This is a genomic window from Pleomorphomonas sp. T1.2MG-36, assembly GCF_950100655.1.
Lineage (GTDB): Bacteria > Pseudomonadota > Alphaproteobacteria > Rhizobiales > Pleomorphomonadaceae > Pleomorphomonas.
In genome coordinates this window covers 45,512-59,645 of record NZ_CATNLY010000053.1, presented here as the reverse complement: position 1 = coordinate 59,645, position 14,134 = coordinate 45,512, and the positions used below count along the sequence as shown (strand labels likewise).

General features: G+C 67.5%; 14 protein-coding genes. 2 read left to right on the top strand and 12 right to left on the bottom strand.

Going from position 1 to position 14,134, the window contains the following annotated elements; translation table 11 throughout:
* Positions 1-75: 75 nt before the first annotated feature.
* From tilS to ruvB, 10 genes are all read right to left on the bottom strand, one after another.
* Positions 76-1,383 (bottom strand): tRNA lysidine(34) synthetase TilS, encoded by a 1,308-nt coding sequence (tilS, locus tag QQZ18_RS22955; RefSeq protein WP_284543397.1) that lies wholly within the window; start codon positions 1,381-1,383, stop codon positions 76-78.
* Between the two features lies 1 nt (position 1,384).
* On the bottom strand, positions 1,385-2,521 hold the full coding sequence (ybgF, locus tag QQZ18_RS22950) for a tol-pal system protein YbgF (protein ID WP_284543396.1): 1,137 nt from the start codon (positions 2,519-2,521) through the stop codon (positions 1,385-1,387).
* Positions 2,522-2,803: 282 nt separating this feature from the next.
* Positions 2,804-3,310: a peptidoglycan-associated lipoprotein Pal gene (pal, locus tag QQZ18_RS22945; protein ID WP_284543394.1), complete on the bottom strand. Its 507-nt coding sequence runs from the start codon at positions 3,308-3,310 to the stop codon at positions 2,804-2,806.
* A gap of 169 nt (positions 3,311-3,479) precedes the next feature.
* Positions 3,480-4,796, bottom strand: coding sequence for a Tol-Pal system beta propeller repeat protein TolB (gene tolB / locus QQZ18_RS22940; protein WP_284543392.1), 1,317 nt, complete (start codon positions 4,794-4,796; stop codon positions 3,480-3,482).
* Positions 4,797-4,882: 86 nt separating this feature from the next.
* Entirely contained in the window at positions 4,883-5,926 is a 1,044-nt protein-coding gene (locus QQZ18_RS22935) for a cell envelope biogenesis protein TolA (RefSeq protein WP_284543390.1), read from the bottom strand.
* Positions 5,927-5,929: 3 nt separating this feature from the next.
* Entirely contained in the window at positions 5,930-6,403 is a 474-nt protein-coding gene (gene tolR, locus QQZ18_RS22930) for a protein TolR (protein WP_284543388.1), read from the bottom strand.
* A gap of 3 nt (positions 6,404-6,406) precedes the next feature.
* Positions 6,407-7,105 (bottom strand): protein TolQ, encoded by a 699-nt coding sequence (gene tolQ, locus QQZ18_RS22925; protein WP_284543490.1) that lies wholly within the window; start codon positions 7,103-7,105, stop codon positions 6,407-6,409.
* A gap of 276 nt (positions 7,106-7,381) precedes the next feature.
* Entirely contained in the window at positions 7,382-7,792 is a 411-nt protein-coding gene (locus tag QQZ18_RS22920) for a YbgC/FadM family acyl-CoA thioesterase (protein ID WP_284543386.1), read from the bottom strand.
* Positions 7,789-8,310, bottom strand: a complete 522-nt coding sequence (locus tag QQZ18_RS22915) for an isochorismatase family protein (protein ID WP_284543384.1) — start codon at positions 8,308-8,310, stop codon at positions 7,789-7,791. The genes QQZ18_RS22920 and QQZ18_RS22915 overlap by 4 nt, the downstream gene beginning before the upstream one ends.
* Before the next feature lies 1 nt (position 8,311).
* Positions 8,312-9,358: a Holliday junction branch migration DNA helicase RuvB gene (gene ruvB, locus QQZ18_RS22910; protein WP_284543382.1), complete on the bottom strand. Its 1,047-nt coding sequence runs from the start codon at positions 9,356-9,358 to the stop codon at positions 8,312-8,314.
* Positions 9,359-9,694: 336 nt separating this feature from the next.
* Between ruvB and QQZ18_RS22905 the strand changes: the two genes are divergently transcribed.
* On the top strand, positions 9,695-10,435 hold the full coding sequence (locus QQZ18_RS22905; protein ID WP_284543381.1) for a DUF2927 domain-containing protein: 741 nt from the start codon (positions 9,695-9,697) through the stop codon (positions 10,433-10,435).
* 33 nt (positions 10,436-10,468) lie between these two features.
* Here QQZ18_RS22905 and QQZ18_RS22900 read toward each other — a convergent pair whose 3' ends face one another.
* Positions 10,469-11,137, bottom strand: coding sequence for a hypothetical protein (locus tag QQZ18_RS22900; RefSeq protein WP_284543380.1), 669 nt, complete (start codon positions 11,135-11,137; stop codon positions 10,469-10,471).
* Between the two features lie 287 nt (positions 11,138-11,424).
* On the opposite strand from QQZ18_RS22900, the gene QQZ18_RS22895 reads away from it, so the two are divergent.
* Positions 11,425-12,216, top strand: coding sequence for a metallophosphoesterase family protein (locus tag QQZ18_RS22895; protein ID WP_284543378.1), 792 nt, complete (start codon positions 11,425-11,427; stop codon positions 12,214-12,216).
* Positions 12,217-12,306: 90 nt separating this feature from the next.
* Here QQZ18_RS22895 and QQZ18_RS22890 read toward each other — a convergent pair whose 3' ends face one another.
* Positions 12,307-14,046: a DUF882 domain-containing protein gene (locus QQZ18_RS22890; RefSeq protein ID WP_284543376.1), complete on the bottom strand. Its 1,740-nt coding sequence runs from the start codon at positions 14,044-14,046 to the stop codon at positions 12,307-12,309.
* Positions 14,047-14,134 lie beyond the last annotated feature (88 nt).

Genomic DNA, 14,134 nt, shown 5'->3' with positions numbered 1-14,134 from the left:
CTTTGAGGCGCATCGCGCGATGCGGAAGGGGCCGGGAGACAGGGTCCGGCCCTCATCACCCTAGCCCATGTCGGGTTAAGATAGGTTGTCGGTGCTGCCTTGCCAAGCCACGGACCGGCAATCCTCGCTTGCGGCGGGCGATTGCCTGCCGATCGGCCGGGTCATGACGGTCAATCGGGCCGGCAGCTCGTCGCCCTCGGCGGCGCGAACGGTCGGCAGGCTGGCGGCTGCTGCGGCCGGCATGTCGCCGCTGCGGGCGCCGGGGCCGCGCGAGGCGATGACCAGGGGGCGGCCTTCGGCGCCGGCAATGGTGACCAAGAATCTATTGTCCCAGACATGATCGCCGTCGGCGTCGACGACCAGTTCTGGGAAGCCGGCGCGACCGGCCTCGGCGTAAAGCCAGAGGCGATCCGGCCGAAGGTGCAGCACCACGCCGGCCATGGTGGCGCGGCGCGGGGCGGTGCCGGCCCGGAAGGCGGCGTGCCAGCCCTCGGGGGCGTCGGCGCGCGGCGGATAGTCCGACGGGCGGATGGCGCGGATCAGTCGCACGATGAGGCGAAGGCCGATCTCGTCGGGCGCGGCGGCCAGGGCGGCCGCATCCACCGACCAGACGCCGCCGTGGCTCGCGGCCGATTTCAGGGCCAGGTCGTCGGTCGCCGATTGCAGCGCCGCCTCCGCGCGGGCCATGCGCCGGGCGGTGCCGGCCAGGCGCTCGGCGGTGAGGCCGAGGTCGGCGAGGGTCGGCAGCGTCTTGCGAAAGCGGACGCGGGTGGAGCGGTCCGAGGCGTTGGAAGGGTCGGTGACGTAGGGAATGCCGGCCTCGTCCAGCACGGCGACGAGATCGGCCTTGGCGACGTCGAGGAGCGGACGCAGGAACCGGACGCCTTCGATCGATCGCTCGGCCGGCATGCCGGCGAGGCCGGCGACGCCCGAGCCGCGCGCCAGATGCATCAGCAGCGTTTCGGCCTGATCGTCGCGGGTGTGGGCGAGAAGCACGGCGTCGAGCTTGTTCCGGCGGGCCGCCTCGACGAGGAGGCGGTAGCGGGCGGTGCGGGCTTCGGCCTGAATGTCGTTGGTGGGGGGCGGCCCGTCGTGGCGCCAGACGAGCTTTTCCGAGGGATGGCCGAGGCGGGCGGCGAGCTCCAGCACGGCGTCGGCCTCGCGGGCGGCTTCCGGCCTGAGACCATGGTCGACGGTCAGCACGCAAAGTGTGGGAGCGGCCGGGCTCTCGTGCTTCCAGCGGTCGAAGAGAACGAGCAGGGCCGTCGAATCCGGGCCTCCGGAGACGGCGATGCCGACGCGGCAAAGGCCGGCGAAAGGGGAAAACAGCCGGGCTCGCGCCGCCGCCGTCAGAGTGTCGGGCGAAGCGGAACTGCCGATCATGTCAGTTGCAGCCGAGCTTCTGCTTCTGCGTGGTGACGCGCGAGACAAGGCCGGACTGCGCCTTGGGGAATTTCTTGGTCAGTTCGCCATAGGTGGCGCAGGCGGCGCTGGTCTCGCCGAGACCTTCGAGCGACAGGCCCAGCTTGAACAGGCTGTCGGGCGCCTTCTGGCTGGTCGGATGGCTCTTATAGGTGGCGAGATAGGACGTCGCGGCGTCGCGATACTGGTGGCGCGAGTAGTAGCTCTCGCCGAGCCAATACTGGGCGTCGGCCGCACGCGGATCGCCCGGGAAGTCGGTGAGGAACTTCTTGAAGCCGGTTTCCGCCGCCGCGTAGTCGCCTCTGACGATGGAGGAATAGGCGCTGTCGTAGTCGGCGCCGGGGTCGACGGTGGTCGGCGCCACAGCGGCCATTTGCTGCGGCGGGGCCGCCGAGGTCGGCGGCGCGGCGAGCGCGCCTCCTGTTGCAAGGTTCTGGCTGGCAGCGGCGGCCAGGCCACCGGAGGTGTCGATCGCCGTGTTGTTGGGGGTAAAGTCGCCGCGGGCGATCGCTGAGAGGTCGAGCGGGCCGCCGACGGCGCTGGCCGACGGCGCGGCGCCATCGGCCATGGCACCGGGAAGCGTGCCGAGCGGAGCGGGAGGCGCACCGAGCGTGGCGTCCACCGGCGGCGGGGTGGCGGCGACCGTGCCGGGGGCGTCGATGGCAAAACCCGCCTGCAGGGTCTCGCCATCGCCGACCGAATCCATCGGCGCGCCAGCGCTGGCGGTCGGATTGACGGCTGGGGCGGCGGCCGGCGGAGCGACGTCGGAGCGCTTCTGGCCCTTGCCGCCCTCAAGTTGCTGGAAGCGGAACTCGGTGTCCTCCTGGGAACGCTTCAGGAGGTTCTGCAACTGTTCGATCTGGTGGGTCAGCTCGTCGATGCGGCCGTTCAGCTGGCGCATCTGCTGTTCCATGTTGTCCAGACGGACGGCCTGCTGCGCGGCGTCCTGCTGACCGGGAATGCTGGCGGGCGGAGTAGGATCGGAACCGAACAGGCCCGCCGAAGCGGGAGCGGCGGCAAGCAGGGCGAGGCCAAGCGCGGCGGCGGCCAGCGTGGCGGAACGGAGACGGCTCGGCGGACGAAAGAGACGGCTGGTCATCAGCGCGGTTATCCCAGGCATTTCTGGCGGGCCCTCCGTGCGGCCGGTGATCCGCCGGCCGGAGGGCGCCTTCATCGAAGACAGGACCATGATGCCGCTGCCGACGCAACCCCGACGACGGCGGCGGACGGACTTGCGGGCAGCTTGGCGGCCGCTTCGGTCCCTCCACCGGCACTTAAGCGCCGGACTTCGGCGGCAATGCGGCCGCAACACGAAAATCCCGGACTCCCTTTCGGGATTCCGGGACGATCGTGCCTGGGGTGTGGCGGCAGAGGGCGGAGATCAGCCGCCAGTGTTCAGCACGGTGACGGCGCGGCGGTTCTGCGCCCAGCAGCTGTCCTGATCGCAGAGGGCGACCGGGCGTTCCTTGCCGTAGGAGATGGTGCGGATGCGGGTGCTGGCGACGCCGCGGGCGGCGAGGAAGTCCTGGGCGGCCTTGGCGCGGCGGGCGCCGAGGGCGAGGTTGTATTCGCGCGTGCCGCGCTCGTCGGCATGGCCTTCCACGGTCACCGTGTAGCGCGGGTAGAGCGCCAGCCACTGGGCCTGACGGCCGAGAACGGTCTGGGCCTCGGCGTTGAGCGAGGTCGAGTCGGTGTCGAAGAACACGCGGTCGCCGACGTTGACCACGAAATCCTGGGCGCTGCCCGGCGTCGCGGCACCGGCGCCACCGGCGCCTCCTGCGAGCTGGCCGTCGAGTTCGCTCGGGCTTTTGGCGCAGGCTGCGGCGAGAAGGGCAAGGCCGAGAGCAAGCGCTCCACGGCGGTTAAAAAGTCTGGTGGCTGTCGTCATGATACCGGTAATCCTCGGATACGTGCTGACCGGATGTTTCGAGAGTCTTGGTAAACGGCTTTGGTTAAGCCCACGTTCAAAGACATGGTTAACGAAGCACTAAATCTCGGGATACCGGCCTTTTGATGGTAAACGCGCGCCGGACGAAGCGTCCGGCGCGCCTTAGTTGTCACTTGAGCAACGGCGACCATGCTGGGTCGGAGGCGAAGTTCGGCGTCGGGACCTTCTGCTCGTTGCGGCCGGTGAGATCGACCGACCAGAGCTGCGGACCGCCGTTCGGACCGCCCGAGTCACGGAAGAACATGATGACGCGGCCGTTGGGCGCCCAGGTCGGGCCTTCGTTGTGGAAGCCCTCGGTGAGGATGCGCTCGCCCGAGCCGTCCGGCTTCATGACGCCGATGGCGAAGCCGCCGCCCGACTGGCGGGTGAAGGCGATCAGGTCGCCGCGCGGGCTCCACACCGGCGTGCTGTAGCGGCCGCTGCCGAAGGAGATGCGGGTGGCCCCGCCACCGCCAGCGCTCATCACGTAGAGCTGCTGGTTGCCGCCACGGTCGCTCTCGAAGACGATGCGCGAGCCGTCGGGCGAGTAGGAGGGCGAGGTGTCGATGGCCGCCGTGTTGGTCAGCCGGGCCGGCGCGCCGCCGATCGGCATGGCATAGATGTTGGCGTTGCCGTCCTGCTCAAGGCTCATGACCACCGAGCTGCCGTCGGGCGAGAAGCGCGGCGAGAAGGTCATGTTCGGGAAGTTGCCGACCAGAGTGCGCTGGCCGCTCTCGATGTTGAGCAGATAGACGCGCGGCTCGCTGGCCCCGAAGGACATGTAGGTGACCTGCTGGGAGGTCGGCGAGAAGCGCGGCGTCAGCACCAAGTCCTTGCCGTTGGTGAGGAAGCGGACGTTGGCGCCGTCCTGATCCATCAGGGCGAGGCGCTTGACGCGGTTGCCCTTGGGGCCGCTTTCGTCGACGAAGACGATGCGGGTGTCGAAATAGCCCTTCTCGCCGGTCAGACGCTCGTAGATGGCGTCGGCGATGATGTGGGCGATGCGGCGCCAGTTCTCCGGCGTGGTGAAATACTGCTGGCCGGCGAGCTGGGTGCCGCCGAACACGTCCCACAGGCGGAAGTCGGCCTGCAGGCGGCCGTCGGCGGCGCGGACGATGCCGCCCGAGACGAGGGCCTGGGCGTTGATCACCCGCCAGTTCTGGAAGTTCGGCACCGCGTTCGGATCGGTGATGCGGTCGACGAAGGATGCCTGGTTCAGCACCTGGAACAGGCCGGAGCGCTGCAGGTCGGCGGCGATGACGCCGGCCATCTGCTGGCCGATGCTGGCCGTGTCGCCACTGCCCACGAAATTCGGGATGGCGATCGGCAGCGGCTGAACGTTGCCGCCGTTGATGTTGATGGTGATTTCAGCGTTGGATGGCGCCGCCGCGACGACCGCGGCGAAGGCCGCCAACGCGGCGAAGAGAGTGCGGACCAGTTTTCGCATCCTGAGGTGCTCCCAGACGGATGTTCCGGACGTGCTCCGATCGAACGATGCGGGGCCGTCCGGCTCGACTTGCGTGTCGCGCCGCGTCAATAGGACGACGGCGGGGTGAAGTTCATGTTCACGACCTGCCAGTTGTCGAACTTGTCCTTCGGCAGGAACGGATAGGGCGCGCAGCGCTGGACGGCGCGCACGGCGGCTTCGGCGACCGCTTGGCCGCCGGGACCGGAGGGAATGGCCTTGATCTCGGGCGGCCCGGCGAGGTCGCCGTCGATGGTGAAGGTCACGCGTAGCGGCACGACCATTTGGTCGACGCCTTCGGCTCCGACCGGCGGATTGAAGCAGGCGGTCACGGCGGCGGTCAGCGCGTCGAGTTCGCTCTGGCTCATCTCGGCCACCGGACCGGTGCGGTTCTCCGAGCCCAGCGAGGCTTCCTTGTCGGACTCGCGCCCGCCGCCGCCCGACGGATCCACCTTGTTGAGCAGCGCCGCCATCTCGTTGGGGTCGAAGTCCTCGCTCTTGGAGTCCTTCTGCGTCTGCTTGGGCTTTTCCTTGACGGGCTTGGCAGGCGTCTTGTCGGGTGCGTCGGCGGCGTCCTCGGCCGGCGTGGGGGCCGGCGGCTTGGGCTTCACCGGCGGCAGCTTCGGCGGAACGGGCGCCGGCTTGTCGGCTTCCTTGATTTTCTCGGCGATCTCGCCCGTGTCGGCCTTGGGAGTCTCCTCCAGCGCCGCCGTCTTCGTCTCCTCCGGCTTCTCGGCCGGGGGCGGCGTTTCGGCGGGCTTGGGCGGCGCGGCCTTGGGCGGTGGCGGCGGCGGCGCCTCGGCCGACTTGGCGGCGGCGGTATCGGTCGCCTTCTCGGTGATGGGCGTCGACTGGTCGTTCTTGGCAGCGCCGACCCGTTGAGAGTCGGGGCGCGGCGTCGGCGTCTTCACCTTGGCCTGCGAGGCGTTGTTCGATTTCGGCGCGGTCTTGGTGCCTTCGGCGATCTGCGACACGTCCGAGATCGGCACGAGGTCGACCGGCAGGGCGTCCACCGGCGCGGCGTCGAACGGCTTCGCGCCGGAAAAGGATGCAAATCCCCAGGCGAAAAGCAGGACGTGACCGATGACGGATGTCGTAAGACCTATGCGCATGTATCAGTTGGACGGCGTCGCAGCCGTCCCCGTTTCCTCTTGCGTGATGAGACCGATCTTCTTGAAGCCGGCCGCCGAAATGCGCGCCATGACGCGCATCACCGCCCCGTAGTCGGTGGCTTTGTCGCCGCGCACGTAGATACGCTCCTCGACGCCGTTCTTGGCGACGGCCATCAGCTTGGGCACCAGTTCCTCGATGGTGATTTCGGTGTCCTGGATGAACACCTTGCCAGCGGCGTCGACCGAAATGTTGATCGGGTCGGTCTGCCCCTCCATCGGCTTGGCGGCCGTTTCGGGAAGATCGATCGGCACGCCGACGGTCATCAGGGGCGCGGCCACCATGAAGATGATGAGCAGAACCAGCATGACGTCGACCATCGGCGTCACGTTGATTTCGCTCATGACGCCGCTGGCATGACGACGCCTGCGGCGGCGACTGCCTCCTGCGGATCCGCCCCCTGGGACGCCCATGCCCATCGCTCAGCTCCTGTCGTCGATCTGGCGCGACAGGATGGCGGCGAACTCGTCGGCGAAGCCATCCATGCGCGAGCCGAGCTTGGCGGCATCGGCGGAGAGTTTGTTGTAGGCGAGCACCGCCGGAATGGCGGCGGCAAGGCCCATGGCGGTGGCGAGCAGCGCCTCCGAGATGGCTGGCGCCACCACCACCAGACTGGTGTTCTTGGACGAGGCGATCGCCTGGAACGAGCTCATGATGCCCCAGACGGTGCCGAACAGGCCGATGAACGGCCCGGCCGAACCGACGGTGGCGAGAAAGATGAGACGCGCCTCCAGGCGCTCCATCTCTCGGGAAATGGTGACGTCGATCACCTTGCCAATACGGTCGGTGATGCCCTGGAAGGAGACGCGTCCTGCTTCGTGGCTGCGTTTCCACTCGCGCATGGCGGCGACGAAGATGGCAGCGAGACCCTCGTTGGAACGGGAGGTCAACGAGCGATAGAGTTCCTCGAGAGACTGTCCGGACCAGAACACCTTCTCGAAGCGGTCCATCGAGCGGCGGGCGCGATTGTAGGCGACGATCTTGTCGACGATGATCGCCCAGCACCATACCGATGCCACCAGAAGGCCGAGCATCACCGCCTTAACGACGAAACTCGCCTGCCAGAACAATGCCCAGACGGACACCTCGACGGCAGGTGCTGCGAGCGCGTTCTGGGTCAGTTCGACCGGATTCATGGGTATCTTCCGTTGTCCTCAGGATGAAGCGGCAATCTCTTGGCGTCAGGTCGCGTCGGCCGGGGCGGGCTGTGGCGGCATGCGTCAATGCCAGGACTTCCACATGCCGCCGAAATTTGGCGAAAACGGGACTTGACGGTCAGGAAAACTGGGGCATTTCGCCTCTCTGCCGCCGGGACGGGTTCCGCCGCCGACGGCGCCGGGGTCCCGTTCCTGTCATCCTATGGTATGGTTAAGGAAGGTTTACCGAAACGCCCTGTTTCAGCGCGCACCTTCGATCAGCGTCGCCATGGCGGGCGGAAGGCGGCGCGGCCGGCCGTTGCCGGCGATGGCCACCACCTCGACTTCGGCCGAAGCGATGAGGTCGTTCTCGCGCAGAAGCCGCTGGGACACGGTGAAGCGCGGGCCGGAAATGCTGGCGATTTCCGTTTCCACGGTCAGAAGATCGTCGAGAAGGCCCGGCTTGCGATACTCGATGGAAAACTTGCGGACGACGAACAGCAGCGCGTCGGGGTCGGTCCGGTCGGCCGTGGCGCTCTGGCTGATGCCGAGGTCGCGCAGGAACTCGGTCCGTCCGCGCTCGAAAAAGCGCATGTGGCTGCCGTGGTAGAGAATGCCGCCGGCGTCAGTATCCTCGAAATAGACGCGGATGGCGAGGCGATGGACGGTCAAAAGGCTATGTCCTTGGCGGCGGCGACGGTGACCGGCGCGTCGAATCGCGACCAGACCCAGGTGTGATGGCGCACCACGTCGGCCGCCGGAAGGTGCGGCCGGTCCGAGGTCGTGTGGCCGTCGGCAATGACTGTCGTGGGAATGCCGCGCGAGGCGGCGGCGCGGACGGTGGTGTCGACGCAGAAGTCCGAGGCGTAGCCGCCGACCACGATGCCATCGACGCCCAGCCGATCGAGCGTGGCGGCAAATTCGGTATCGCGGAAGCCGTCGCAGAAGGACTTGGCAACCACGGTGTCGCCGTGCCTAGGGGAAAGGGAGGGGTGGAACTCCCAGCCGGGCGTGCCGCGTTCCCATTCGCATCCCGCCTCTTCATGCTGGATGAAGATCACCGGAGCACCGGCTGCCCGCGCCTCGGCCGCCTTGCGGTCGAGAAGGGCGGCTACGTCGTCGATGCGATAGGCGCGCGGCTCGTCGAAGAGATTGGCTTGCACGTCGATGATGACGAGGGCTTGGCTCATCTCACTCCTCCTCTCCACTGGAAAACAGCGTGAACTGGGCCTCCTCGGCGGTCTTCGGCACGGCGAAGCCGAGGTGGCGGAAGGCGTGCGGCGTCAGGAGACGACCGCGCGGCGTGCGTTGGACGAAGCCCTTCTGGATGAGATAGGGCTCGACGATGTCTTCGATGGCGTCGCGCGGCTCGGCGATGGCGGCGGCGATGGTCTCGATGCCGACTGGGCCGCCGTTGAAGCTCAAGGCGATGGTGTTGAGATAGCGGAGATCGAGCGCGTCGAGACCGATGGGGTCGACGTCGAGTCGCGTCAGCGCCCGGTCGGCGATCTCGGCGGTGATCGTCTCGGCATCGTCGACGATGGCGAAGTCGCGGACGCGGCGCAGCAGGCGGCCGGCGATGCGCGGCGTGCCGCGCGACCGTTTGGCGATCTCGGTGGCGCCGTCGTCAGAGATGCCGATGCCGAAAATGCGGGCACCGCGCCGGACGATCAGCTCCAGTTCCTCGGTGGTGTAGAACTCGAGACGGATGGGAATGCCGAAGCGGTCGCGCAGCGGCGTCGTCAGGAGGCCGAGGCGGGTGGTGGCGCCGACCAGCGTGAACTTGGCGAGATCGATCTTGACCGAGCGGGCGGCGGGGCCCTCGCCAATGATCAGATCGAGCTGATAGTCCTCCATGGCCGGGTAGAGGATTTCCTCCACCGCCGGGCTCATGCGATGGATCTCGTCGATGAACAGGACGTCGCGCTCCTCAAGATTGGTGAGGAGGGCGGCGAGATCGCCGGCCTTGGCGATCACCGGGCCGGAGGTGGCGCGGAAGTTGACGCCGAGCTCGCGGGAAACGATCTGGGCCAGCGTTGTCTTGCCGAGGCCGGGCGGGCCGACGAACAACACGTGATCGAGCGCTTCCTTGCGCGTCTTGGCGGCGTTGATGAACACCTGAAGATTGGCGCGCGCCGACGCCTGGCCGACAAATTCCGAAAGCGCGCTCGGTCGGATCGACTGCTCGAAATCCTCGGGGCGCTTGTCGCCCGAGACGAGACGGCTTTCATCGCTCATGGTGGTCCGATCGTCTCCGGCGGCCCTGGTTGCTCGGCTTCGACAGCACTGTCCGACACACGCCTTCAGGCCACGTCGGGGGATCGGATCATCCTGGCGAATCGGCGCGCGGCGCCGGCTGTTCGCCTTTCGTTTTGCACGAAAGGGGCATCGTTGCCAAGCTGCCCGCGGGGCGTCGGCGTGAAGTGCCACATTGCTCGGCAATGCGCCTATTCGTTGGCTGTCAATGATCACAATTGCATCACGTGACCGTGATAGACCGCATTGACCAGAGGTAAAGACCGGTTAATTCTTTCCATGGGCTCGAGGCGTTCCATCCCCTGCGGCGAGGTGGTCATGGCAGCTTTCAGGACGATTTTCGGGTGTTTGCTGTTTGCGGTCGCACTGGCCACGGCCGGTGACCTTCTGTCCACCCCGGTCCGCGCCGAAAGCATTGTCGGGTTCTCCGACGACGAACTGCTGGACGGCTTTCAGAAAACGGTGTTCGGCGTCGAGTACGGCAGCGCGACTGCCGGCAGTGCCGTCAAGAAGTTCGACGGTGCCGTGCGCCTTCGCGTCATTAATCTCTCCGACAAGGACCGGCAGCGCGAGATCGCCGGTTTCGTGACCCGTCTCCCCCGCCTCGTGCGCGGCCTCGACATTCGCATGGCGCGCCCTGGCGAGAACCCCAACTTCACCGTCTATGTCGTCGACCGCGCCGATTACGTCGACACCGTCCGGAGCGACGTGCTCGGCTCGACGCACGGCGCCGCGCCGGGGCAGTGCCTCGTGCGGGTCTATCCGGGCTCGCTCGGCATCGTCCGGTCCACGGCGGTGATCGTGTCCGACGAGGGCGACAGCCTGTTCCGCCGCTGCATGGTGGAAGAAATCCTGCAAGGGCTCGGCCCGATGAACGACAACGCGGCGCTCTACGCGTCGGTGTTCAACGACCGTTCACGTCACGATCGGTTCATGCCCTTCGATCGGGCTGTGGTGTCGATGCTCTACGACCGGCGCATCCGCCCCGGCATGACCCGTTCCCAGGTCGGCTCGGTGTTGCCGCGTGTGCTGGCCGATGTCAGGCGGACGGTGCGATAGGGCGTTTTCCCTGAAATAGGTCGCCGCTTCCCGTCATCGCATGTTGCGCTGGATGCGGCCCACGAAATGCCTCTGCTCGTCGGGTGCGCGTTTCTCGATGGCCGCCGTGATCACATCGCGGCGGCCTGGCTCCGTGATGTAGATCTGCGCGAGGGCTTCGCGCCCCCGATAGCTGGCGGACAGCGTTTGGGTATCGCCGTCGGCGACGGCCATGACGGCCGGTGGCGCATCCGGCAACGTGGCGATCAGCCTCGTCCGCTCGATGGCCAGGGCATACTGCCAGGGACCGTAGGCGCGGCTGCGCTCGAGAGCCTGAAAGGCGATGTCGCGCTTGTCGGGCAGGGTGGCCGCGAACTGGGCAAGGGTCAGCCACAGGCGGGCGTTGCCCGGCGCCGTCTCCACGAGCGAGCGGGCGCGCTCGTAGCAGGCCTCGTTGAGGCGCGTACGATCCTCAGGGGCGATCGGGGGGGTGGTCAGGCCGAAAGCCAGGGTGCGGCAGTCGAACTCGAAGACGGTAAGGGCGCGCTTGCTGGACAGGAAAGGCACGTCCGGATCGGCTGCCACCGACCGCAACCGGTCGACCGAGTTGCCGGCCGTGCTGAGGAAGGGCGAGGCTTCGATGCTCATTCCGTAGAGGCCGAGGCAGAGCAGTCCGCCCGAGAACAGGCCGATCAAGGGTGCCGACAGCTTCAGCGACATCATCACCAGATTCCCCAATCGCGGGTTCAGGCTACGGCAGGTGCCCCAGGTCTTTTGGGCGGTGGCCCGGCGTAGACCCAGAGCGGCGCGGCTGCCATTCTCCCTGTCTCTCTACCTCGGACAGCCTTAACCGTCTCGGGAAAATTCGCCGGCCACCGGCAAAAACCGCTGGACCTTTTGCAGGGTAGACCGGATAACTACTTAAAAACAAGAGGTGCTCGCGGCTGCGGCCGCCAACTGTCCGTCGGCGTCGGCCAGTCGGACAGTGGTCTCGATTTGGAGCTTTTTCTTTGCTCACAGGGGTTCGGTCGTTTTTCGGTTTTGGCGGCAAATCCGCTCCGGTCCCGGTGGTCGGCAGTCGCGGGCGCATCGAGATCGATCCGAAGGATACCGCCGTCTATGCGATCGGCGACGTACACGGTTGCTTTGAGGAACTGAGGGCGGCCGAACGGCGGATCGTCGAGGACGCCGCCCGCATCTCGGCCAAGCGGCGCATCATTTTATGCCTGGGCGACCTCGTTGATCGCGGACCAAGGTCGGCCGACGTGCTCGATCACCTGATCTCCGCTCCGCCGGACGGTTTCGAGCGCATGTCGATCTGCGGCAATCACGACGAGACCTTCCTCTCCTTCATCGACGATCCTCATGAAAACATGGGATGGCTGGAGTTCGGTGGCGAGCAAACGCTTGAAGCCTATGGCGTCGACCTGACGCGGCTCGCTCGGCATCGCGGCGGTGCCGCCGGTCTTCGCGACATCCTTCAGGTGACGGTGCCGGAGGCTCATGTCGCCTTTCTGAGACAACTGCCGGTGTCGGTGCGCTTCGGCGACGTCCTGTTCGTTCACGCCGGCGTTCGCCCCGGCGTGCCGCTCGACGAGCAGGATGAGGACGATTTCATGTGGATCCGCGAGCCCTTCGTCAGCCAGCCGCACGGTCTGGGGCTCACCGTGGTGCACGGGCACACGCCTGCCAACGAGCCCGTCTTCGCGCCGGGGCGCATCGGCATCGACACGGGGGCCTTCGCCACCGGCCGCCTTACCGTGTTGCGGGTGTTCGAGGGCGAGGCGACCGTCATTCAGTGAGGGCCGGCCGCGAGATTGCCGCTCATGCCTGGACATCAAACGAAAACGCCGGCCACGGGGCCGGCGTTTTGCGTATGAAGTGGCGCGATATCAGCGCATGGCCAACTGGCGCGGCGTGAAGTCGATCACCTCGGTCGGCGCCGCCACCGGGCCGGCGAAGCGGGTCGAGACCAGCGTGCCATAGGGACTGGTGGAGAAGCTGGCTTTCACGACCTGGACCGGCGCCTCGAACAGTGTGGCGATGTGCAACTGGTCGGGGTGGGTCAGCGTCCGGAAGCGGCCCCAATAGACCGACTGACCGCCATCGAGAAGCGACGGTCCGTCCTCGGAGGCGACTTCCGGCAGCTCGACATTGCCGAACATGTCGCTCTTGCTGCCGTCGATCGCCGGACGGGCGAGTTCGGGCACCGGCGCCGGAGCGGCCGGCTTGCGCGGGGTCGGCACCAGGGCGGCCATCTGCTGCGGCTGGCGCGCGGCGTTGGCGGTCGGCAGCGGAGGCTCCGCGGCCGGCGGCGCGAAGGAGAGGGCGGATGCGGACGGTTCCTGGTCCTGGGCGACTTCGGCCAAAGCCAGCTGGGCGGCGATGGCGTCCTGGCGGTTGGCAGCCGGCGGCAGCGGCGCCTCGACGGGCGCCGGCGGCTTTTGCGGAGGCAGCATCATCGGCGCGTCGAGCATCGCCACCTCGGTGGTGGCCTCGGCGATCTCCGACGGTTTGGCCTGCGGCAGGGGGACATTGTCCATGGCCAGCCGGTCGGCGCCGCTGAGCGTGGGCGCGGCGGCGGGTTCGAGGCCGGCCGGCAGCGTCGCCTCGGCGAGGCTGGTTACCCGGCGTTCGGGCGCGGCCGGCGGAGTGAAGGCGGCGGTCAGCACCGGAGCCGTCGGTGCGGCCACAGGCTGGCTTGCGACCGGCGGCGGTGTGATGGCCGGCGGGACGGCCTTGGGAGCAGCGGGCGCCGGTCTGGCGGCCACGGCTGGCGCTTCCTCGCCACCGGCGGCGCCGATTTCCTCGGAGGTATCTTCCTCGTCGTTGGAGAACAGCATGGCGAGCAGGCCGCCGCCCTTGCCGGACTTGGAGGACGGGGAGTCGGCCGAAGCCATGGCGATATTCGGGCTCGTGCCCTTCTCGCGCTGCAACTCGGCAAGCGCCTGCTGATAGCCGGGCAGCGGCTTGCCGTCAGCCGGAATATGAGCCGTCTTGCCGTCGGGGAACAGGCCGACGAGCTGCGTGCGATTGAGACGCGGCCAAGCGCGCACCGAACCGACGTCGATGTGAACGAAGGGGCTGTTGGCCGACGGATACCAGCCGACGCCGCCGTTCTGCATCTGCACGGCGATCATGCGCAGCTTGTCGACGGACACGTCGGGAATGTTCATGTCCATCGCCTTGCCGAGCGAGTGCTGGCTATGCTTGGCGACGGCCGAGGAACGGGACCGCAACATGTTGTTGGTGGCAAGCGAGCGATAGCCGCAAACCACCTGGATCGGCTGGCGCGAGCCGGACTTCCGGTAGAGCTCCCACACCGTGTCGAACAGGCGCGGGTCCATCCGCGTCGCCTCGTTGCGCCGCCAGTCGCGAAGGAAGCGATTGAGCTCATTGAGGGCGGAGGGAACGAAGCGGCCATCCTTCTTGAAGACGATGGTCAGCCGTTCCTTGGTGTGGACGTTGTAGAGGTCGAGGGTGCGGCTGTCGGCCGCCCGGGCCGCGGAGGCGAAGATCGCCAGCGCCGCGGCGGACGCCACGAAGGTGCCGAGCGTCGCGCGGCCGGCGGCGAGGGCGAAACGGGAAGAGGAGAAGCCCGCCTTTGCGCCGAAAGCCTTGACTGCTTTCATCGAAGCGATTCCTCTCCCTGATGATGTGTTCACTGTCCGGGTTTTCACGCGTCTCTATCCGCTTGCTCTCGTCTCCAGCCGGCTGGGA